Annotated in this window: 17 protein-coding genes; all 17 read left to right on the top strand. The window is 64.2% G+C overall.

Translation table 11 applies throughout. From position 1 onward, the window contains the following. The first annotated feature begins 241 nt into the window (after positions 1–241). The 17 genes from rsmH (at position 242) to ftsA (ending at position 20,623) form a co-directional block, all read left to right on the top strand. Positions 242–1,237 (top strand): 16S rRNA (cytosine(1402)-N(4))-methyltransferase RsmH, encoded by a 996-nt coding sequence (gene rsmH, locus LMTR3_RS35760; protein WP_065749621.1) that lies wholly within the window; start codon positions 242–244, stop codon positions 1,235–1,237. 2 nt (positions 1,238–1,239) lie between these two features. Beyond that, positions 1,240–1,632, top strand: coding sequence for a cell division protein FtsL (gene ftsL / locus LMTR3_RS35755; protein WP_057847016.1), 393 nt, complete (start codon positions 1,240–1,242; stop codon positions 1,630–1,632). Next, the gene (locus tag LMTR3_RS35750; RefSeq protein ID WP_065749620.1) at positions 1,629–3,380 is read left to right on the top strand and encodes a peptidoglycan D,D-transpeptidase FtsI family protein; all 1,752 of its coding nucleotides are present in this window, start codon (positions 1,629–1,631) and stop codon (positions 3,378–3,380) included. The genes ftsL and LMTR3_RS35750 overlap by 4 nt, the downstream gene beginning before the upstream one ends. A 138-nt stretch (positions 3,381–3,518) precedes the next feature. Beyond that, complete coding sequence (locus LMTR3_RS35745; RefSeq protein WP_065749619.1) at positions 3,519–4,976, top strand: UDP-N-acetylmuramoyl-L-alanyl-D-glutamate--2,6-diaminopimelate ligase; 1,458 nt, start codon at positions 3,519–3,521, stop codon at positions 4,974–4,976. Continuing rightward, complete coding sequence (locus LMTR3_RS35740) at positions 4,973–6,355, top strand: UDP-N-acetylmuramoyl-tripeptide--D-alanyl-D-alanine ligase (RefSeq protein ID WP_065749618.1); 1,383 nt, start codon at positions 4,973–4,975, stop codon at positions 6,353–6,355. The genes LMTR3_RS35745 and LMTR3_RS35740 overlap by 4 nt, the downstream gene beginning before the upstream one ends. Before the next feature lie 173 nt (positions 6,356–6,528). After that, positions 6,529–7,635: a phospho-N-acetylmuramoyl-pentapeptide-transferase gene (gene mraY / locus LMTR3_RS35735; protein ID WP_065749617.1), complete on the top strand. Its 1,107-nt coding sequence runs from the start codon at positions 6,529–6,531 to the stop codon at positions 7,633–7,635. 4 nt (positions 7,636–7,639) lie between these two features. Beyond that, positions 7,640–9,040 (top strand): UDP-N-acetylmuramoyl-L-alanine--D-glutamate ligase, encoded by a 1,401-nt coding sequence (murD, locus tag LMTR3_RS35730; protein WP_065749616.1) that lies wholly within the window; start codon positions 7,640–7,642, stop codon positions 9,038–9,040. 68 nt (positions 9,041–9,108) lie between these two features. Next, the gene (locus LMTR3_RS35725; protein ID WP_141686970.1) at positions 9,109–9,435 is read left to right on the top strand and encodes a hypothetical protein; all 327 of its coding nucleotides are present in this window, start codon (positions 9,109–9,111) and stop codon (positions 9,433–9,435) included. Continuing rightward, the gene (locus tag LMTR3_RS35720; RefSeq protein WP_065749614.1) at positions 9,419–10,075 is read left to right on the top strand and encodes a nucleotidyl transferase AbiEii/AbiGii toxin family protein; all 657 of its coding nucleotides are present in this window, start codon (positions 9,419–9,421) and stop codon (positions 10,073–10,075) included. Before LMTR3_RS35725 ends, LMTR3_RS35720 begins: the two co-directional genes overlap by 17 nt. Positions 10,076–10,159: 84 nt before the next feature. Further along, positions 10,160–11,605: a DUF5107 domain-containing protein gene (locus tag LMTR3_RS35715; RefSeq protein WP_084030001.1), complete on the top strand. Its 1,446-nt coding sequence runs from the start codon at positions 10,160–10,162 to the stop codon at positions 11,603–11,605. A gap of 232 nt (positions 11,606–11,837) precedes the next feature. Further along, a complete protein-coding gene (gene ftsW, locus LMTR3_RS35710; protein ID WP_065749612.1) occupies positions 11,838–12,989 on the top strand; it encodes a putative lipid II flippase FtsW in 1,152 nt (383 codons plus the stop codon). 38 nt (positions 12,990–13,027) lie between these two features. Next, positions 13,028–14,128: an undecaprenyldiphospho-muramoylpentapeptide beta-N-acetylglucosaminyltransferase gene (gene murG, locus LMTR3_RS35705; RefSeq protein WP_065749611.1), complete on the top strand. Its 1,101-nt coding sequence runs from the start codon at positions 13,028–13,030 to the stop codon at positions 14,126–14,128. Positions 14,129–14,286: 158 nt separating this feature from the next. Then, positions 14,287–15,690, top strand: a complete 1,404-nt coding sequence (gene murC, locus LMTR3_RS35700) for a UDP-N-acetylmuramate--L-alanine ligase (protein WP_065749610.1) — start codon at positions 14,287–14,289, stop codon at positions 15,688–15,690. 289 nt (positions 15,691–15,979) lie between these two features. Continuing rightward, entirely contained in the window at positions 15,980–16,900 is a 921-nt protein-coding gene (murB, locus tag LMTR3_RS35695; protein WP_065749609.1) for a UDP-N-acetylmuramate dehydrogenase, read from the top strand. Positions 16,901–17,012: 112 nt separating this feature from the next. Next, positions 17,013–18,038 (top strand): D-alanine--D-alanine ligase family protein, encoded by a 1,026-nt coding sequence (locus tag LMTR3_RS35690; RefSeq protein ID WP_065749608.1) that lies wholly within the window; start codon positions 17,013–17,015, stop codon positions 18,036–18,038. Between the two features lie 279 nt (positions 18,039–18,317). Further along, positions 18,318–19,307 (top strand): cell division protein FtsQ/DivIB, encoded by a 990-nt coding sequence (locus tag LMTR3_RS35685; RefSeq protein ID WP_065749607.1) that lies wholly within the window; start codon positions 18,318–18,320, stop codon positions 19,305–19,307. After that, positions 19,304–20,623 (top strand): cell division protein FtsA, encoded by a 1,320-nt coding sequence (ftsA, locus tag LMTR3_RS35680; RefSeq protein ID WP_065749606.1) that lies wholly within the window; start codon positions 19,304–19,306, stop codon positions 20,621–20,623. The genes LMTR3_RS35685 and ftsA overlap by 4 nt, the downstream gene beginning before the upstream one ends. Positions 20,624–20,625 lie beyond the last annotated feature (2 nt).

Here is a 20,625-nt window from a genome sequence, read left to right as displayed (position 1 = left end):
GTGAATAGCCGAACCGGGTTGGGGACGGCCGAAGCCCTCTTTCACGCTCGAAAATGCCATGGCAACCCAGCAAATTCCGTCTGGAAATGAGGGGTCGCGGGGCCGGGCGAGAGGTGGCAATCCCGCCTGTTCGCGGCCATTTGGCCGGAAAAGCCCGGCGAAGCGCAGAGATTTGAGGCGCAATGGGCCCGTTCGCGTCCAGTTTTCGTACCACAGACTGGAAAACACCAGAGGACGGCGCATGAGTCCGGCTGCGCCGCGCCACATCTCGGTGCTTGGCCGCGAGGCGGTCGAGATGCTCGATCCCAGGGACGGCGGCATCTATGTCGACGCGACCTTCGGCGCCGGCGGCTACAGCCGCGCGATTCTCGATATCCCGGGAACGCAGGTCATCGGCATCGACCGCGACCGGTCGGCGATTGCCGGCGGGTTCGACCTGGTCGAGCAGTCCGGCGGCCGGCTGACCCTGGTCGAGGACCGATTCTCCAACCTGGCGGAAATCTGCGCGGCGCAAGGCGCGGCCGCAGTGGACGGCGTCGTGATGGACGTCGGCGTTTCCTCGATGCAACTCGATCAGGCCGAGCGCGGCTTCTCGTTCCGGCTCGGCGGCCCGCTCGACATGCGGATGGGTCACGACGGGCCGACGGCGGCCGATGTGGTGGCGAAGGCCTCCGAGACCGATCTCGCCAACATCATCTATATCTTCGGCGAAGAGCGCCATTCCCGCGCCGTCGCGCGCGCCATCGTGGCGGCGCGGAAAGCGGCGCCGATTACGACCACCCAACAACTGGCCGATATCGTCGGCAGGGTGGTGCGCTCAAAGCCCAACGAGATTCACCCGGCGACGCGAACGTTCCAGAGCCTGCGGATCTTCGTCAACGCCGAGCTCGACGAACTGTATCTCGCGCTTGCGGCGGCGGAGCGCGTACTGAAGCCCGGCGGGCGCTTGGTGGTCGTCTCGTTCCATTCGCTGGAAGACCGCATCGTCAAGGATTTCCTCAACGCGCGCGGCAAGGCCGGCGGCGGTTCGCGGCATTTGCCCGAAGTGGCGCAGGCGGCGCCGAGTTTTCAGATTCTGACGAAGCGTCCGGTTCCCCCCGGCGAAGCCGAGCTCGCCGCCAATCCGCGCGCGCGTTCGGCAAAACTGCGCGCTGCCGAGCGCACCGCGGCGCCGGCGCATGCAGCAGGCCGCCTGCCGGCGTGGCCCACGCTTGCCGACGTGATGAGGGGAGGCTGATCGTGCGGATCATCCACTTCCTCGTCATCGGCGTGCTGGTGTTCGCAGCCGCCTATGTCTACCGGATCAAGATGGAATCGACCGCGCGCGTCGAGCGTGTGCTGCGGCTCAACGCCGAGATACGCGAGCAGCGCGATGCGATTGCGGCGCTGCGCGCGGAATGGGCCAAGCTCGATGCGCCGCTGCGGCTGCAGGGACTTGCCGAGCGCCATCTCAGCCTGAAGCCGCTGGTCGCCACGCAGTATGACCAACTGAAGAATTTGCCGGAACGGCCGCCAGCCTTTGCGCGGCCGGGTGCGCCCGATCCGATCGGCGCGATGATCAACACCATCGAGGCTGCCGCCGAGGCGCCGCCTACAACCGGCTCCGTGCCCGCACCGGGAGATCAGCAATGACCGGCCGCGCGCTTGCCAACTCCAGGAGGCCCGCGGAACCGTGGCGGCGGCGGCTGATCCGCAGCCTGCTCTATGGGCGCAACGTCGACCGCGCCGTCAAGGCGCGGGCGCGGGTGGGCCTTGCGATCCTGCTGTTTGCGGCAATCTATGCGGTGCTGGCCGGACGTCTGGTGATGTTCGCCATAGGCGCCGACAGCCACGGCGGCCGCCGCGCCGCCTCGCAGGACGCGATTGCAACCGCGCGGCCCGACATCGTCGATCGTAACGGCGAGGTGCTGGCGACCGACGTCAAGGCGCCGAGCCTGTTCGGCGAGCCCAGGCGCATCATCGACAAGGACGAGGCAATCGAACTATTGACCGCCGCGCTGCCGGACCTCGACACCGCGGAGGCGCGCACGCGCCTGTCGTCGCGCAAGGGATTTGTGTGGCTGAAGCGCGAGATCACGCCAAAACAGCAGCACGACATTCACAAGCTCGGCATTCCCGGCATCGGCTTCCTGCGCGAGAACAAGCGCGTCTATCCGACCGGCGCCGCGGTCGCGCATCTGATCGGCCTCGTCAACATCGACAACGCGGGCATCGCCGGGATGGAGAAGTGGCTGGACAATAACGGTCTGGCCGACCTGCACCGCGCCGGCTTCGCCACCGATCGGCTGCAAAAGCCGGTGGAACTGTCGATCGACCTGCGCGTCGAACACGCGCTGCGCGACGAATTGTTGAAGGCGAAAGAGAAGTACAAGGCCAAGGCAGCTTCCGGCCTCGTCTCCAATGTCAGGACCGGCGAGATCGTAGCCCTGGTGTCGCTGCCGGATTTCGATCCGAACAATCCGAAAGAAGCGCACGATCCCGAGCGCATCAACCGCCTGACCACGGGCGTGTTCGAAATGGGCTCGACCTTCAAGGCGCTGACGCTGGCGATGGCGCTGGATTCCGGCAAGGCCAACCTCAACACGCTCTATGACGGGCGCGGGACGCTGAAGTTCGGCAAGTTCACCATTCACGACACCCATCCGGTCGGCCGCGCGATCACGCTGACGGAAGTGTTCACCTTCTCCTCCAACGTCGGCGCGGCCAAGATCGCGCTGGCGCAAGGCGTCGAGGCACACAAGGCATTCCTGAAAAAGCTCGGCCAGATGGACCGGCTGCGCACCGAGCTGCCGGAAAGCGCATCCCCAATCGTGCCGAAGCGCTGGACCGAGCTCAATACCATCACGGCTTCCTTCGGCCATGGCATCGCGGTGGCGCCGCTGCAGGCGGTGATGGGCATCAATGCCTGCATCAATGGCGGTCTTTTGATTCCCCCGACCTTCCTCAAGCGGTCGGAAGAGGAGGCGCGGGCCATCGCCAAGAAAGTGCTCCGAACCGAAACCTCCGAGAAGATGCGCTATCTGATGCGGCTGAACGCCGAGATCGGAACCGCCAAGAAGGCCGACGTGAAGGGCTACTATATCGGCGGCAAGACCGGTACCTCGGAAAAGGTGGTCAATGGCCGCTATTCCAAGAAACAGGTGCTCAATTCCTTTACCGCGATCATCCCGGCCGACAATCCTCAGTATCAGTTGCTGGTCATGTTGGACGAGCCGAAGGCGCTGCCGGAAACCCATGGCTTCATCACCTCGGGCTGGAACGCGGTGCCGACCGGCGGCAAGGTGATTGCCCGCATCGGCCCGCTGCTGGGCATTGAGCCGCGCTTCGACCTGCCGCCGTCCGACCGCCTTATTCTTGCAGCATCGAAGACAACCCAGTAAGGCGTAGGAGGAGCATGATCCGGAAAAGTGGAGACCGGTTTTCCGACAAGATCATGCTCCCAATATAGAGATAGATCATGATCCAAATCGGATCATGATCCACGCGCGCCGGACTGCGCCGGGCCGGACTGGAACAAGATGAAACTTCGCGACCTCTTCAGCGATGACGCTGCGATCGAGCCGCAGGCGGAAGCTGTCGATGTGAAAGGCCTTAGCGTCGACAGCCGCGCGGTGAAGCCCGGTGATCTGTTCTTCGCGCTCGCGGGGACCAAAACCGATGGGGCGCGCTTCATCGATTCCGCGGTCAAGGCGGGTGCGGTTGCGGTAGCGGGCGAACGTGTCTCATCGGACGCCCGCGTTCCCTTCGTCGTCACGCCGAATCCGCGCCGCGCGCTGGCGCTGGCGGCGGCGAGATTTTTCCCGCGGCAGCCCGCGACCATCGCGGCGGTGACCGGGACCAGCGGCAAGACTTCGGTCGCGGCGTTCACGCGACAGATCTGGGAACGGCTCGGCCACGCCTCCGCCAGCATCGGCACCATCGGTCTGGTATCGCAAAGGCGCACGGTCTACGGCTCGCTGACGACGCCGGATCCGATCGCGCTGCACAGGCAACTCGACGAGATTGCGGGCGACGGCGTGACGCATCTGGCTTTCGAGGCCTCCTCGCACGGGCTCGACCAGTTCCGGCTCGACGGCGTGCGCATCGCCGCCGGCGGCTTCACCAATCTTTCGCGCGATCACATGGATTACCATCCGGATGAGGCGCATTACCTCGCCGCCAAACTGCGGCTGTTCCGCGATCTCATCTTGCCTGATGGCGCGGCCGTGATTTCGGCCGATCACGATTGTTCGCAGCAAGTGATCGAGGCGGCGCAGGCTAGGGGCTTACGGGTCATTGCCGTCGGCAGCAATGCGGATGGCGCCGGCGAAGGCATCCGCCTCGTTGGCGTCACCGTCGAAGGATTTGCGCAAGATCTGGCGCTGACGCATCGCGGGCGCAACTACACGGTCAAGCTGCCGCTGGTCGGCGAATTTCAGATCGAGAACGCGCTGGTCGCCGCGGGACTCGCCATCGGCACCGGCAGCGAACCGGCCGCGGTGTTCGAGGCGCTCGAGCATCTCGAAGGCGCCAAGGGCCGGCTGGAGCGGGTCGGCGAGCACAATGGCGCGCCGATCTTCGTCGATTATGCGCACAAGCCGGATGCGCTGGCCAAGGCGCTGCAGGCGCTGCGGCCTTACGCGAAGCGCAAGCTCGTGGTCATCTTCGGTGCCGGCGGCGACCGCGACGCCGGCAAGCGTCCCATCATGGGCGCGATCGCGGCCGAGAATGCCGATCGGGTCATCGTTACCGACGACAATCCGCGCAGCGAAAATCCGGCTGCAATCCGCGCCGCCATTCTGGCTGCGGCGAAGGGCGCAGCCGACATCGGCGATCGCGCGGAAGCGATCCGGGCAGGGATCGCGGCGCTGCAGCCTGGCGATGCATTGCTGATCGCCGGCAAGGGTCACGAGACCGGCCAGATCGTCGGCGACAAGGTCTTGCCGTTCAGCGATCACGAGGCGGTGGCGGCCGCGCTCGCAGCGAGGGTGGAATGAGCGCGACGCCATTGTGGACGATTGCCGAGGTTGCGCGCGCGCTGGGGCTATCAGGCGAATATCCCAACACGCCGATTGATTTCGTCACGCAGGACAGCCGGCTGGTGAAACCCGGATGCCTGTTCGTGGCGTTGAGCGGCACACCGAGCGGCGGCTTCATCTCCAGTTTTGCCAGCGCGCGCGACGGCTGGGAATTCGCCGACAAGGCCGAGGCGGCCGGCGCGGTGGCGATGATCGTCCCGCACGCCATCGACGGCGTCAGCGTTCCGCAGTTGATCGTCAAGGACACGCTGATCGATGGCCTTTGGGCGCTGGCGCGCGCGGCGCGGGCGCGCTTTGCCGGACCGGTGATCGGGCTCACCGGCAGTGCCGGCAAGACCAGCACCAAGGAATTCCTCGCCGCGTATCCTGCCGCCTACGCGAGCCCGAGCAGCTTCAACAATTTCTGGGGCGTGCCGCTGACGCTCTGCAATGCCAGCCCGCAAGCGAGCGTGTGGGTGGTCGAGATGGGCATGAACCAGACCGGCGAGATCGCGCGGCTGAGCGAGCTGACAAAACCGACGGTCGCGCTGGTGGTGAACGTGCAGCCGGTGCATCTGGAAAAGCTCGGCAGCCTGGAGGCGATCCGGCGCGAGAAGGTGAGCATCGCGCAGGGGCTGCCGCAAGATGGTGTGCTGGTGTTGCCCGATGATGTGGAGGCGCCGGAATGGAGCGGCAAGGTCGTCCGCTTCGGCGAAGGTTCGGATATTCACGCATTGAGGCATACCGCCCGTGGCGAGAGCTGGGACGTCGCCGCACAGGTGAACGGCAGCCGGATCGAATTCGGCCTGACGCCCGGTGCGCCGCATCGTCTGCAGAACGCGTTGGCCGCGCTGGCATCGGTCCATGCCGCGGGGCTCGATCCGGCGGTGCTGGCGAAGGAACTCGGCGATGTCGGCATCATGACCGGCCGCGGCGTGGAGCAGGCGGCCCACGGCATCACCGTGATCGACGACAGTTTCAACGGCAACCCGGCCAGCATGGTGGCTGCGCTCGGCAGCCTGAAGGCGCGGCCGGTGACATCAGGCCGGCGTATTGCCATTCTCGGCGACATGCTGGAATTGGGCGCCGATGCGCCCGCCTATCACGAGAAACTCGCGAAAGACCTGCCTGATATCGACGGCATCTACTGCGTCGGCCCATTGATGCGCCATCTATACGACCTCGTGCCGGCAGAGCGGGCGCTCGGCTGGCACGAAGACCCGGCGACGCTCGATCCCCAACAAATCGCCGCATTGCTGCGGGACGGGGACGTGGTGGTGGTCAAGGGCAGCAAAAAAATGTTCTGGGTGAACAAGTTTGTGCCCAGGCTGCTGGCCGCCTTGCAGGCAAAGGCGTAAGCTGGCGCGCCCGTTGCCTCCGCGAGAGGCGATTCGTCAAACCCCATGCATGACCAAGATTTGCTTGGTTTGAGGATGAAAACGATTATCAAGGCTTTCCCGGAACGAACGCGTTCCCGGAGCGCTTCCCGCCAAAGACGGCGCAACCAAGCCGCGTGATAGGGCCAACCTGAATGTTTTACTGGCTGATCGAGCTTTCCAATACTGTTCCCGGTTTTGGCATCTTCCGCGGCTTCTTCAACGTGTTTCGCTACATCACCTTCCGCACCGGCGGAGCGATGGTGACGGGCGCGCTGTTCGTGTTCCTGTTCGGGCCCTGGATCATCGATCATTTGCGGCTCAGGCAGGGCAAGGGCCAGCCGATCCGCACCGATGGCCCGCAATCGCATCTGATCTCCAAGAAGGGCACGCCGACGATGGGCGGGCTGATGATCCTGTCGGGCCTCGTGGTGGCGACGCTGCTGTGGGCCAATCCGCTCAACCCCTATGTCTGGATCGTGCTCGCGGTGACGCTCGGCTTCGGCTTCGTCGGATTTTACGACGACTACCTGAAGGTGACCAAACAGAGCCATAGCGGCTTTGCCGGCAGGCTGCGGCTCTTGATCGAAGCGGTGATTGCGCTCGCCGCCTGCTACGCGCTGGTGCGGCTCGGCCGCGATGCGACGTCGACCTCGCTCGCAGTACCCTTCCTGAAGGATGTCGTGATCAATTTCGGCTGGTTCTTCGTGATCTTCGGCGCCTTCGTCATCGTCGGCGCCGGCAACGCGGTGAACCTGACCGACGGTCTCGACGGGCTTGCGATCGTGCCCGTCATGATCGCCGCCGCCAGTTTCGGCATGATCTCGTATTTGACCGGCAATGCGGTGTTCTCCGATTATCTGCAGATCCGCTACGTCGCCGGCACCGGCGAGCTCGCGGTGCTGTGCGGCGCCGTGCTCGGCGCAGGCCTCGGCTTCCTCTGGTTCAACGCGCCGCCGGCCTCGATCTTCATGGGCGACACCGGCTCGCTCGCGCTCGGCGGCATGCTCGGCGCCACCGCGGTCGCGGTGAAGCACGAGATCGTGCTCGCCGTGATCGGCGGGTTGTTCGTGCTGGAAGCCGTCTCCGTGATCGTGCAGGTGGCCTCGTTCAAGCTAACCGGAAAACGCGTGTTCCGGATGGCGCCGCTGCATCATCATTTCGAGCAGAAGGGCTGGACCGAACCGCAGATCGTGATTCGGTTCTGGATCATCTCGGTGATGCTGGCGCTCGCCGGCCTCTCCACGCTGAAGCTGCGGTGATCGCTTGATCCCCGTCACTTCCTTCGCAGGCAAGACGGTCGCCGTCTTCGGCCTCGGCGGTTCGGGCCTGGCGAGCTGCCATGCGCTCAAGGCCGGCGGCGCGGAAGTGATCGCGGGCGACGACAGCGCCGACAATGTCGCCAAGGCGGCGCAGGCCGGTTTCACCACCGCCGATCTGCGCACCGTATCGTGGTCGAATTTCTCGGCCCTGGTCCTCACCCCCGGCGCGCCGCTGACGCATCCGGCGCCGCATTGGTCCGTGCTGATGGCACGGCAGGCCGGCGTTGAGGTGATCGGCGACATCGAACTGTTTTGCAGGGAGCGCCGCCGTCACGCGCCGGATGCGCCGTTCGTTGCCATCACCGGCACCAACGGCAAGTCGACCACGACGGCGCTGATCGCGCATCTGATTGATGTCGCGGGCTACGACACCCAGATGGGCGGCAATATCGGCACCGCGATCCTCTCGCTGGAGCCGCCGCGGATGGGACGCGTGCATGTGGTGGAAATGTCGTCGTACCAGATCGACCTCGCGCCCTCGCTCGATCCCTCCGTCGGCATTCTGCTCAATGTCAGCGAGGACCATATCGATCGCCACGGCACGCTGGATAACTATGCTGCCGTGAAGGCGCGGCTGGTCGCCGGCGTGCAGCCGCAGGGCACCTCCATCGTCGGCGTCGACGACATCTGGTGCCGCAACATCGCCGACCGCCTCGACCAGGCGGGAAAGCGTGTGGTGCGAATATCAGTGAGGAATCCCTTGCCCGACGGCGTCTATGTCGAGCGCGAAACCATCGTGCAGGCCTCCGGCGGCGCGCGCAACGAGATCGCAAGGCTGGGCGGCATCGGCTCGCTGCGCGGCCTGCATAACGCGCAGAACGCGGCCTGTGCCGCGGCCTGCGCGCTGGCGATGGGCATTTCGACCGAGACGTTGCAGAACGGCCTGCGCAGCTTTCCGGGGCTCGCGCACCGCATGGAGCAAGTCGGCCGCCGCGGCAACGTGCTGTTCGTCAACGACTCCAAGGGCACCAATGCCGACGCCGCCGCGCATGCGCTATCGTCCTTCGCCGACATCTTCTGGATTGCCGGCGGCAAGCCGAAGCAGGGCGGCATCACGGGGCTCACCGAATACTTTCCGCGGATCCGAAAAGCCTATCTGATCGGCGAGGCCGCGCAGGAGTTTGCCGCCACGCTCGGCGATCGCGTGCCGCACGAGATTTCGGAGACGCTCGATGTGGCAGTGGCGAACGCGGCGCGCGATGCCGAGGCGTCAGGGCTTGTCGATCCCGTTGTCCTGTTGTCGCCGGCCTGCGCCTCGTTCGACCAGTACCGCAATTTCGAAATTCGTGGTGCCGCGTTCCGCGATCTGGTGACGGCGCTGCCGGGCGTGAAGCCGGTGGTGTGAGGGCCGAACCGTCGGCTCCACTTGGGCCCGGCTGGCTTAGTTTGGCGGCTCGTGCTAAACTTATTGCCATGGAAACCTCACCGACCCGCGACCTCCCCAAGGAGTTTTTTTCTGATCTGGAGAGGAAGTTTTTTTGGTGGGAGCCTGTTGGTCCTCAGCCCCGCTCGGATATCAGGATTCTCGCCCAGGCGATGAGCATGGCGGGTTTTGAGGAGGTGAGGCGGTTGGAGCAGATGGTTGGCTACGATCGACTTGCCGAAACGATGCTTCAGGCGCAGCCGGGGTGGATCGATGAGCGGTCATGGGAGTTTTGGCGTGGCCGCTTGATGCACGCAACCGGCCGCCGGATACCCGACGCCGCTCCGGTGAGATCGTTCGATGCCGGATCCGTTTGAACCCCGCATCGAAATCCTTCCGTCGGCCCAGAAGGAGATCTGGCCTCAATTGGCTCCGGCACCCGATCTGTCGTTCGTGCTGTATGGCGGTACTGCCGTTGCGCTCCACTTGGGTCATCGCGTCTCGATCGATTTTGATTTCTTCAAGGCCGAACCCTTGGACAAAGCGCGCATCGAGACAAGTTTTCAGTTTGTCCGGAATGCACGGACTATTCAGGAAGACAAAAATTCCCTGGTCATGGACGTGCCGATGTCGTCCGGATCGGTTAAGGTATCCTTCTTTGGCGGGCTCGCGCTTGGGCGGATCAACGATCCGCTTCGAACACGGGATTCGGTGCTGTTCGTAGCCTCGCTCGAAGACCTGCTTGCCACCAAACTGAAGGCGATTTTGGATCGCGCTGAAGCCAAGGATTATCGCGACATTTCTGCAATGCTCGCGGCGGGTGTTTCGCTGGAAAAGGCGTTGGGGGCGTTTGCGGTAAACTACCGACGAGATCCCGCACTTCCTCTCAGGGCCCTGGGTTTCTTTAAGGACGGTGATTTGCCGTCTCTTCCTAAAGCCGATCAGGATCTGCTTCGCGCGGCGCGAGACCGGGTTTCCGACGTGCCGGAGGTGCCTATGTTGAAGGGATTGCTCTAGGCTGAATGAGCCGGCATGCCGCAATTTCGAAATTGTCGCGGGCGTGCTGGATGGTCGCTCCTGCTCATTCGAAGGCCGTCGTAAATGGCAACTCATGTTCCCGCACGCACCCGTGTTCGTTTCGCGGCTGCACTATTGGCGGCCTTCGCGTTTCATTCCGCCGTGGATGCGGCGTCGCCGATATCCGACAGTGTGACTCTCAGCGAGTCGACGATTTCGTGGAGCACGGTCAGGTACGCGACCGATGCGGAGAGCGGATTCGTCAGCGGGTCGCTCGACAAGAAGATCATCGTCGATCGCACGTTCAAGACCTACGTGCTCGAGAATCGTTATCTGAAGGTAACGCTGTTGCCCGAATTTGGCGGACGCATTCTTTCCCTCATTTACAAGCCAACCGGCCACGAACAACTTTATCGCACCGAAGTAGGCGTGCCTTACGGGATGAAGGCCGGCAATTTTTATTACGACTGGCTGATGGTGTATGGCGGCATCTTCCCGACCTTCCCGGATCCTGAACACGGCAGGGCATGGCTGAAGCCGTGGGATTTCAAGGTGGTGAAGGAGAATGCCAGCGAAATGACGGTGTCGATGTCGCTCAAGGATGATTTCGCCTATTCCGCGGCACCAAAGCAGTTTTTCAAGGGGACGACGGGCATCGAAGCAACTTACTATGTCACGCTGAAAGCCGATCGCGCGGCGCTGGACACGCGCGTGGTGCTGAAAAATCCGCAAGCTCAGACGATCGACTACGAGTACTGGACCTGCACGACGCTTGCACCGGGATCGGACCCGAAGAATCCCAAGACAACCGGCGGCGCCGAAATCATCGCGCCGATCGAGGCCTACACCACGCCCGCTTGGTCGAAGAATCTGTCCGACGGCGACGAGAGCACATCGCCGGGCAGGAGCCGTTTCGAAAAGCTGCGCCACTTCAAGAATTGGCCGACGATGGGCATCGCGTACGCGGCGCCCGATATGCAAGGCGGGAACTTCTGGGGTGTGATCAACCACGACAATGAAGAGGGGATCATCCGCATCGCCGACAACAAGATCACGCCGGGCCTGAAGATGTGGACGTGGGGATTCCCGTCGTTCACGAACGAAACCGACGCACGCAAGGACCCGAGCGAAGCGCGGCCCTACGTCGAATTGTGGGCGGGCGTGTCGGACCAGTTTTTCCACCGCGCCAAGCTTTCACCGCGCGGCGAGGTGTCGATCCCGGAGACCTACAGTCCGATCGTCGGCATGAGCAACGTGACAAATGCGAACGAGAATATCCTGATTAATTTCTCGGCCACGGCCCCAGATGTGAATCTTCAATTCTTCAGTATCGAGCCGGCCACGCTGTTGCGTGTAACGTTGAAGCGCGGCGATGCGATGTTGTTCAACGGCACCGTGGAAGCCGATCCGAAGAACGGAAATCGCATTTCTGCGCCGATTCATGCCGGCGGCAGCGGCGATCAGGTGCGACTGGCGATCACGACCATGGACGGCAAAGAGCTGATTACGGCCGAAACAAGAATGAAGTAATTTAACGGTAGGATGGGTGGAGCTATCGTGTCCCGGACGCGTTGCGGCATGTAATGCCGCGACGCAGAGCCGGGACCCGCGCCGGCATAGGCCCCGGCTCTGCAGCGCACCGCTCTGCGCTGCGCTGCGTCCGGGGCACGAGATCCCGCTTAAATCATCTGCAATTCGTTAACCCCTCATAAACCATCCTGCGCCACCAATGGGCGTTACCTCTGCCATTTTGGGGACGCCCATGCTCGCCCGTGACCAACGCACCCCGTTTTCGGACTGGTGGTGGACCGTGGATAAGCTGCTGCTTGGCGCGATCATGGCGCTGATGCTGGGCGGCGTCATCCTGTCGCTGGCGGCGAGCCCGCCGGTGGCGACGCGGATCGGGCTTGATCCGTTCCACTTCTTCAGCCGGCACATGCTGTTCCTGCTGCCGTCTCTCCTGGTGTTGATCGGGGTATCGTTCCTGTCGCCGAGGCAGATCCGCCGTCTTGCGCTACTGGTGTTCGTGGTGAGCGTTCTCTTGATCGTCGCGACGCTCGTCTTCGGTGCGGAGGTGAAGGGATCGCGGCGCTGGATCACGCTGCTCGGCGTCAACATCCAGGCGTCCGAATCCGCCAAGCCCGCCTTCGTCGTGATGGCGGCGTGGCTGTTTGCGGAATCGACCAAGCGGCCGGAAATGCCGGCGACCTCGATGGCGATGGTGCTGCTGCTGACGCTGGTGTCGCTGTTGGTGATGGAGCCGGATTTCGGCCAGACCATGCTGATCCTGATGGTGTGGGGCGCGCTGTTCTTCATCGCAGGCATGCGGATGATCTGGGTGGCCGGCCTTGCCGGCGCCGCGATGGCCGGGTTGTTCAGCGCCTATCTGCTGGTTCCGCACGTTGCGGGCCGTATAAGGCGCTTCCTGAATCCGGCATCCGGCGACACCTTCCAGGTCGACATGGCGATGGAAGCTTTCTGGAACGGCGGCTGGTTCGGGCTCGGCCCCGGCGAAGGCATCGCCAAGCGCAGCCTGCCGGACAGCCACACCGACTTCGTGTTCGCGGTGGCGGCGGAAGAGTTCGGCATCATCCTGTGCCTGGCGCTGGTTGGGCTGTTCGCCTTCGTCGTAATCCGCACGCTGACGCGGGCCTACGCGAGCGAGGACATGTTCTCGCGCTTTGCGGCGTCGGGACTTGCGATCCTGTTCGGCATGCAGGCTGCCATCAACATGGCGGTCAATCTGCAACTGATCCCCGCCAAGGGCATGACGCTGCCCTTCATCTCCTATGGCGGCTCGTCGATCATTTCGCTGGCCTATGGCGTCGGCATGATGCTGGCGCTGACACGACAGCGCCCGCGCACCGAAGTGGAATCGATGAACGCGGCCGGCGTGGCGCGCGGCTACGCCTGAGGGCGTGACTAGCGCTGCGGCGTCGGCTATTTGAAGCCATGGACAACACGCCTCTCATTCTGCTGGCTGCCGGCGGCACCGGCGGCCATTTGTTTCCCGCTGAAGCGCTCGGGGGTGAGCTCATCAAGCGGGGCTTGCGCGTGCGGCTGGCGACCGATGCCCGCGCGCTGCGCTATAGCGGGCTCTTTACCCGCGACAATATCGACGTGGTGCCGAGCGAGACCGTGCGCGGCCGTAATCCGTTGTCGCTGGCGCGCACCATTATCATGCTCGGCTACGGAACGGGCGTAGCGCTCAACCTGGTTCGACGGCTGAAGCCCGCGGCCGTGGTCGGCTTCGGCGGCTATCCGACGCTGCCGCCCTTGATCGCCGCACGGCTGCTCGGCGTGCCCGGCATCATTCATGATGCCAACGCCGTGCTCGGCCGCGCCAACCGTTTTCTCTCCAGGCGCGTCAATGCGATCGCGACCTCGCTGCCCGGCGTGCTCGATCGCGATCCCTCGCTCGCGGGAAAGACCACCACGGTCGGGACGCCGATGCGCCCGGCGGTCCTTGCCGCCGCCGCGCAGCCGTTCGCGTCCCCGGAACCGAACGGGCCGCTGCGCTTGCTGGTGGTCGGCGGCAGCCAGGGCGCGCGGGTGATGAGCGACATCGTGCCGGGCGCGATCGAACGGCTCGAGCCGGTGCTGTGGAGCCGCATCGCCCTGACGCAGCAGGTGCGCGAGGAGGACATGGCGCGGGTGCGAGCGATCTATGACCGGCTCAAGATCAGGGCCGAGCTCGCGCCGTTCTTTACCGACCTGCCCGCGCGGCTGGCGTCCAGCCATCTCGTGGTCTCGCGCTCCGGCGCCGGCACCGTGGCGGAACTCGCCGCGATCGGCCGGCCCTCGATTTTGGTGCCATTGCCAGGGGCGATCGACCAGGACCAGTTCGCCAATGCCGGCGTATTGGCAAAAGTGGACGGCGCCTTGCGGATCCCGCAAGGAGAATTCACGCCCGACCGGCTCGCCGCCGAAATCTCCGCCTTTGCCGCCGAGCCTGCCCGGCTGACCGCGATGGCTGCCGCCGCCCGCCAGGTCGGCCGGCTCGACGCCGCGGAACGGCTGGCCGATCTGGTGATGAAAACCGCCGGAATCTAGGCAGTTGCCCGCAAAATTGCCCCTTGTCATGCCCCGCGAAAGCGGGGCATCCAGTACTCTGCGGCGCCTGATTTGAGCCTCGGCGTCGCGGAGTACTGGATCATCCGCTCCTGTGCGCAATTGCGCACAAGGCGGTTGATGACGACAGGGAACGCTTCATGAGACTGCCGCGCGAGATCGGACCCATTCACTTCGTCGGGATCGGCGGCATCGGCATGAGCGGCATCGCCGAAGTGCTGGTCAATCTCGGCTACACCGTGCAGGGCTCGGACGCCTCCGAAAGCGGCAATGTCGCGCGGCTGCGGGAGAAGGGCGTCAAGGTCTCGGTCGGCCACGAGGCCGAGAATGTCGACGGCGCCGACGTGGTCGTGGTCTCGACCGCGATCAAGCGCGACAATCCCGAACTGATGGCGGCCCGCGCGCAGCGCATCCCGGTGGTGCGTCGCGCCGAAATGCTGGCCGAACTGATGCGGCTGAAAAGCTGCGTCGCGATTGCCGGCACCCATGGCAAGACCACGACGACATCGATGGTCGCGGCGCTGCTCGACGGCGGCAATCTCGACCCGACCGTGATCAACGGCGGCATCATCAACGCCTATGGCACCAATGCGCGGCTCGGAGCGGGCGATTGGATGGTGGTGGAAGCCGACGAGAGCGACGGCACGTTTTTGAAACTGCCGACCGACGTCGCCATCGTCACCAATGTCGATCCCGAGCATCTCGATCACTTCAAGACTTTCGAGGCGATCCAGGACGCGTTCCGCAATTTCGTCGAGAACGTGCCGTTCTACGGCTTTGCGGTGATGTGCATCGATCACCCGGTGGTGCAGAGCATCGTCGGCCGGATCGAGGATCGCCGCATCATCACCTACGGCGAAAACCCGCAGGCCGATGCGCGGCTGACGGACCTGACGCCTATCGCCGGCGGATCGAAGTTCAAGGTTGCCATCCGCAACCGAAAGACGGAGGCCACGCACGAGATAACGGACATCGTGTTGCCGATGCCGGGCCGGCACAACGCGTCGAATGCTACCGCGGCGATCGCAGTGGCGCACGAGCTCGGCATTTCAGACGAAGCGATCCGCAAGTCGATCGCTGGCTTTGGCGGCGTCAAGCGGCGCTTCACCCGTACCGGCGAGTGGAACGGCGTCACCGTGATCGACGACTATGGCCATCACCCCGTCGAGATCGCCGCGGTGTTGAAGGCCGCGCGCGATTCCTATGCCGGCAAGATCATCGCCGTGGTGCAGCCACACCGCTTCACCCGCTTGCAGTCGCTGTTCGAGGAGTTCTGTACCTGCTTCAACGATGCCGATGCGGTCATCGTCGCCGAGGTCTATCCGGCCGGCGAGGCGCCGATCGAAGGCATCGACCGCGACCATTTTGTGCTCGGCCTGCGCGCGCATGGCCATCGCGAGGTGATTCCGCTGCCGAGTTCGACGGAACTCGCAAAAGTCGTCCGCGGCATCGCCAACCCCGGCGACCTCGTCGTCTGCCTAGGGGCCGGCAACATCACGCAATGGGCCTACGCTCTGCCCGGCGAATTGAAGGCGTTGGGGTGATGATGCTTGCACTCGTCGTGGACGTTGAAGGGAAGTGCAGCCACGAAGGCCGGCGTTTGCGGCCACCCCTCTCCCTAACCCTCCCCCGCAAGGGGGGAGGGAACCCATCCGCTAGTGCCTTCCTAACCGAGGCGATCGATGCAGCGTTTCCTGCGTGTGAGGTGAGCACGCTCAGCCGGCTCCCTCCCCCCTTGCGGGGGAGGGTTGGGGAGAGGGGTAAGCCCCGGACGACGGCATCAAACGCGACGCGACAAGGCCTCAAACCATATCGCGAGACGATTGGCGCGACATGACCTTCTCCGATCTCACGTCCGATCTGAAAGCCGCAATGCCGCAATTGCGCGGGCGGCTGTTGGCGAACCAGTCGCTCGCCGAGCTGACCTGGTTTCGCGTCGGCGGGCCGGCGCAGGTGCTGTTCACGCCGGCGGATGAAGACGATCTCGCGTATTTCTTAAAGCTGCTTCCGAAGGAATTGCCGGTCTATGTGGTCGGCGTCGGCTCCAATTTGATCGTGCGCGACGGCGGCATGCCGGGCGTGGTGATCCGGCTGTCGCCGCGGGCGTTTGGCGAGACCAGGGCCGAGGGCGATATCGTGAGCGCGGGCACGGCTGCGCTCGACAAGCGCGTCGCGGAGACGGCGGCGGCCGCCAATGTCGGCGGCATGGAATTCTTCTTCGGCATTCCCGGCACCATCGGTGGCGCGCTACGGATGAATGCCGGCGCCAATGGAAGCGAGACCAAGGACGTGCTGGTCGAGGCGACTGGGATCGGCCGTGACGGCACGAAGCACGTCTTCTCCAATGCCGACATGAAGTTCGTCTACCGCAACAGCGGCGTCGATCCATCAGTCATTTTCACCTCCGCGCGATTTCGCGGGCAGATCACGGACGCCGAAACCATTCGCGCCCGGATGAACGAGGTGCAGAGCCATCGTGAAACCGCGCAGCCGATTCGTGAAAAGACCGGTGGCTCCACCTTCAAGAATCCGCCCGGCAACAGCGCGTGGAAACTGATCGACGCCGCCGGTTGCCGCGGGCTTCGCGTCGGCGGGGCGCAGGTCTCGGAAATGCACTGCAATTTCCTCATCAACACCGGCAACGCCACCGGGCATGATATTGAAACGCTGGGCGAAACCGTGCGCGAGCGGGTTAAGGCGAATTCTGGAATCGAGCTGCACTGGGAAATCAAGCGGATCGGGATTCCGGTCTGACCGTCATTCCGGACGTCGCGCAGCGGCGATCCGGAATCTCGAGATTTCGGGTCTGGTCCTTCGGACCATCCCGGAATGACGAAGCAGCGAAGTAGCGAGGCAGCGAGGCAGCATGCGAACGACCATTCTCTTTGGCGGCACCAACAAGGAGCGCCTCGTTTCGGTGGCTAGCGCGCAGGCGCTGCACCGCGCGTTGCCGGAAGCCGATCTCTGGTTCTGGCATGTGGCCGACACTGTCCACGAAGTCGGCTCGAAAGCGCTGCTCGAGCATTCGCGTCCCTTTGAGGATGAATTCAGACCGGGCAACCGCGGCATCGCACTGGAAGCGGCGCTCGACAAGGCGAAGGCGGAAGACCGTGTGCTGGTGCTCGGGCTCCACGGCGGCCGTGCCGAGAACGGCGAACTGCAGGCGATGTGCGAAATGCGCGGCATTCCCTTCACCGGGTCTGGCTCGGCATCGTCGAACCTCGCCTTTGACAAGGTCGCAGCGAAACGGTTTGCGGCAATTGCCGGTGTCGCGGCTCCGGCCGGCGTCGCCCTGGAAAACCTTGACGCTGCGTTTGCCGAATATGGCAGGCTGATCGCTAAACCGGCGCGAGACGGTTCGAGCTACGGCCTGATCTTCGTCAACGCCAAGCAGGACCTGGTCGCGGTCCGCAACGCCGCTAGAATCGAAGAGTATCTGATCGAGCCGTTCATCGCGGGTGTCGAAGCAACCTGCGGCGTGCTGGAGCAGTCGGATGGCACGTTGATGTCGCTGCCGCCGATCGAGATTGTCCCGGGGGAGGGCACCTTCGACTACACGGCCAAATATCTGCTCAAATCGACTCAGGAGATCTGCCCGGGGCGCTTTTCTCCTGACATCACTGCGCAACTGCAGGATCAAGCGCTGCGAGTGCACAAAGCGCTCTCCTGCAGCGGCTATTCCCGGACCGACTTCATCGTCTCGGCGAACGGGCCGGTTTACCTCGAAACCAATACCTTGCCGGGGCTGACTGCGGCCTCGCTCTACCCGAAGGCGCTCAAGGCCCAGGGGATCGAGTTTCCGGATTTCCTGCGTGATCAGATCGCCTTGGCCGAACGCCGCAGCCCGGGGGCGGGCGTGACCGGCCCGGCCGGCTCGTTAACAGGCCGTTAACCCGGAACTAACCTCGCCACGAGAATTGTTGCTAAAATCCTAAGAATTGTCCGGCAAACCACTCAAAAGACGGGCCAAAGCGCATCACCAGCCCCCCGTTTTTACACTTTGTTTACCAGGAAGAACGAAGGTTAACGCTGGCGGCGCATGTGGCGCTTGGCTGCCGGGGTGCGCTGTTCCGACTTCAGGTCAGCACTTAAGTCCGGCACGGCCGAGACGTCATCTGAGCCAGGACTCGCAAAAAAGCTTGCGGGAACAACACTTGGACAGGCTCGTGCAATGGATGGTGCAGGACGCCACACGCGGTCGCTGAGATCGGTGGGGCCCCAGGCTGACCTGAAGGCAGCCGCTATTGGAGCGGTCGTGCTGCTGCGCGAGCGGCTGGGCCGTCGCGCCCGTGTTCCGGCGAAGCCTGTGATCGATCGCGAGCCGCCGAATCGCTTGGTCCTTCTGGTCGAACGCTATCTGCCGAATCGTACCGGCATTGCCTTGACCGTTCTGATACTGCTCGGCAGCGCCGGCCTCGGCATCGTCAAGGGCGGTCATGTTGACGAATTCATGGTTGCGCTCAGCGATACCCGCAACGCGCTGGCCAATTCAGCCGGATTCCGCATCACCGAGGTTGCCATCAACGGCCGCAAGCTGTTGAGCCAGGACGAGGTGCTCGCGATCGGCGGTGTCAATGGCCGCTCCTCGCTGCTGTTCCTCGATGCCGCCACCCTGCGCGACAAGCTCAAGGCGAATCCGTGGATATCAGACGCGACCATCCTGAAGCTTTATCCCGGCCGGCTGCAGATCGATATCGTCGAGCGCACGGCGTTCGCGCTGTGGCAGCAGGACGGCCGGCTGTCCGTGATCTCCGAGGACGGCGCGGTGCTGGAGCCCTATGTATCGCGCCGCTTCGTGACGCTGCCGCTGGTGGTGGGCAAGGGCGCCGATGTCAGGGCCCGTGATTTCCTCGCGCTGCTCGAGCGCTATCCGCAGGTCCGCTCGGTGACCAAGGCCGCAATCCTGGTCGGCGAACGGCGCTGGAATTTGCGGCTGAAGGATGGCCTCGACATTCGCCTGCCCGAGAACGACGTCGGCAACGCGCTTGCCATGTTGAGCAAGCTCGACAAGGAGGACAGGCTGTTCTCGCGCGACATCGTCGCCGTTGACATGCGCCTGCCGGACCGGCTGACGGTGCAATTGTCGGAAGAGGCGGCCAAGGCCCGCGAAGAACTGTTCAAGGACAAGAAGACCAAGAAGAAGGCCGGTGATTCAGCATGACCGGCCTCGATCGCAACCAGACCCCGAAGACACGTCCCGTCGACCACAAGCGCACGGCGCTGGTGGCTTCGCTCGATGTCGGCACCAGCAAGATCGCCTGCATGATCGCGCGGCTCAAGCCGTCGCCGCCGAGCGACGCGCTGCGCGGCCGTACCCATGCGGTGGAACTGATCGGCTACAGCCAGATCCAGTCGCGCGGCGTCAAGGCAGGCGCCGTGGTCGATCTCGCCGAATGCGAGCAGGCGGTGCGGCAGGCGGTGGCGCTGGCCGAGCGCATGGCCAAGGTCCGCGTTGAATCAATATTGCTGTCGGTTTCCGGCGGCCGGTTGCAGGGGCAGCTTGTCGAGGCGGCCGCCGATATCAGGGGCGGTGCCGTTACCGCCGATGACGTTACCCGGGTAACCTCCACCGGCATGCGCCACGCCACCGGCGAGGGCCGCACGGTGCTGCACGCGCTCCCGGTTGGTTATGCGCTGGACGGCGTCAAGGGCATCCGCGATCCCCGCGGCATGGTTGCGCGCCAGTTCGGCGTCGACATGCAAGTCGTGACGGCGGATGCCACCGTCGCCCGTAACCTGATGCTGGTGGTCGAGCGCTGCCACCTCAACGTCGAGGCCATGGCGGCGAGTCCTTATGTCGCAGGCCTGTCCGTGTTGACCGACGACGAGGCCGATCTCGGCGCCGCCGTGGTCGAAATGGGGGCCGGATCGACCACGATTGCGACCTATTCCGGCGGTCGCTTCGTGCACGCGAGCGGATTTGCGCTCGGCGGCCAGCACGTGACAATGGATCTTGCACGCGGCGTCGGAGCATGCATTGCGGATGCCGAGCGAATCAAGACGTTATATGGCACCGTGTTGACCGGCGGGTCCGACGCGCGCGAGCTGATGTCTGTACCGACTGCGGGCGAGGAACACGATGCGCCGCAGATCGTTTCGCGCGCCACGATTGCCAACATCGTCCGGCATCGCGCCGAGGAGATTTTTGAAATGGTCCGGGACCGGCTCGCGGATTCCCCCTTTGCGGCAGAGCCGAGGGCGCGGGTTGTGTTGAGCGGCGGGGCCTCCCAGCTCACCGGCACCGTCGAACTCGCCACGCGCATTCTCAACCGGCCGGTCCGGATCGGCCGTCCGCTCGGTTTCGGCCGGCTGCCCAACGAGGCCAAGAGCGCCTCGTTCGCGGTTCCCACCGGCCTCCTGGTCTATCCGCAATACGCTCATCTTGAACACGTCGAACCGCGGCATACGCGGCAGCTCAAGACAGGGACAGACGGCTATTTTGGCAAGGTCGGACGATGGCTTCGGGAGGGCTTCTGATG

The sequence above is a fragment of the Bradyrhizobium sp. LMTR 3 genome (assembly GCF_001693485.1).
In the GTDB taxonomy this organism is placed as follows: Bacteria; Pseudomonadota; Alphaproteobacteria; order Rhizobiales; family Xanthobacteraceae; genus Bradyrhizobium.
Note: the sequence above shows the minus strand (reverse complement) of the source record. Positions and strands in the feature narration are given on the sequence as shown.

What these genes read in the sequence shown, in the direction of transcription:
- LMTR3_RS35720 (WP_065749614.1), top strand. Translation starts at nt 9,419, where the DNA reads ATGCCGGATCCGTTTGAACCCCGCATCGAAATCCTTCCGTCGGCCCAG.
- rsmH (WP_065749621.1), top strand. Translation starts at nt 242, where the DNA reads ATGAGTCCGGCTGCGCCGCGCCACATCTCGGTGCTTGGCCGCGAGGCG.
- mraY (WP_065749617.1), top strand. Translation starts at nt 6,529, where the DNA reads ATGTTTTACTGGCTGATCGAGCTTTCCAATACTGTTCCCGGTTTTGGC.
- murC (WP_065749610.1), top strand. Translation starts at nt 14,287, where the DNA reads ATGAGACTGCCGCGCGAGATCGGACCCATTCACTTCGTCGGGATCGGC.
- LMTR3_RS35740 (WP_065749618.1), top strand. Translation starts at nt 4,973, where the DNA reads ATGAGCGCGACGCCATTGTGGACGATTGCCGAGGTTGCGCGCGCGCTG.
- murB (WP_065749609.1), top strand. Translation starts at nt 15,980, where the DNA reads ATGACCTTCTCCGATCTCACGTCCGATCTGAAAGCCGCAATGCCGCAA.
- LMTR3_RS35690 (WP_065749608.1), top strand. Translation starts at nt 17,013, where the DNA reads ATGCGAACGACCATTCTCTTTGGCGGCACCAACAAGGAGCGCCTCGTT.
- ftsA (WP_065749606.1), top strand. Translation starts at nt 19,304, where the DNA reads ATGACCGGCCTCGATCGCAACCAGACCCCGAAGACACGTCCCGTCGAC.
- murG (WP_065749611.1), top strand. Translation starts at nt 13,028, where the DNA reads ATGGACAACACGCCTCTCATTCTGCTGGCTGCCGGCGGCACCGGCGGC.
- ftsW (WP_065749612.1), top strand. Translation starts at nt 11,838, where the DNA reads ATGCTCGCCCGTGACCAACGCACCCCGTTTTCGGACTGGTGGTGGACC.
- LMTR3_RS35750 (WP_065749620.1), top strand. Translation starts at nt 1,629, where the DNA reads ATGACCGGCCGCGCGCTTGCCAACTCCAGGAGGCCCGCGGAACCGTGG.
- LMTR3_RS35745 (WP_065749619.1), top strand. Translation starts at nt 3,519, where the DNA reads ATGAAACTTCGCGACCTCTTCAGCGATGACGCTGCGATCGAGCCGCAG.
- LMTR3_RS35715 (WP_084030001.1), top strand. Translation starts at nt 10,160, where the DNA reads ATGGCAACTCATGTTCCCGCACGCACCCGTGTTCGTTTCGCGGCTGCA.
- LMTR3_RS35725 (WP_141686970.1), top strand. Translation starts at nt 9,109, where the DNA reads ATGGAAACCTCACCGACCCGCGACCTCCCCAAGGAGTTTTTTTCTGAT.
- LMTR3_RS35685 (WP_065749607.1), top strand. Translation starts at nt 18,318, where the DNA reads ATGGATGGTGCAGGACGCCACACGCGGTCGCTGAGATCGGTGGGGCCC.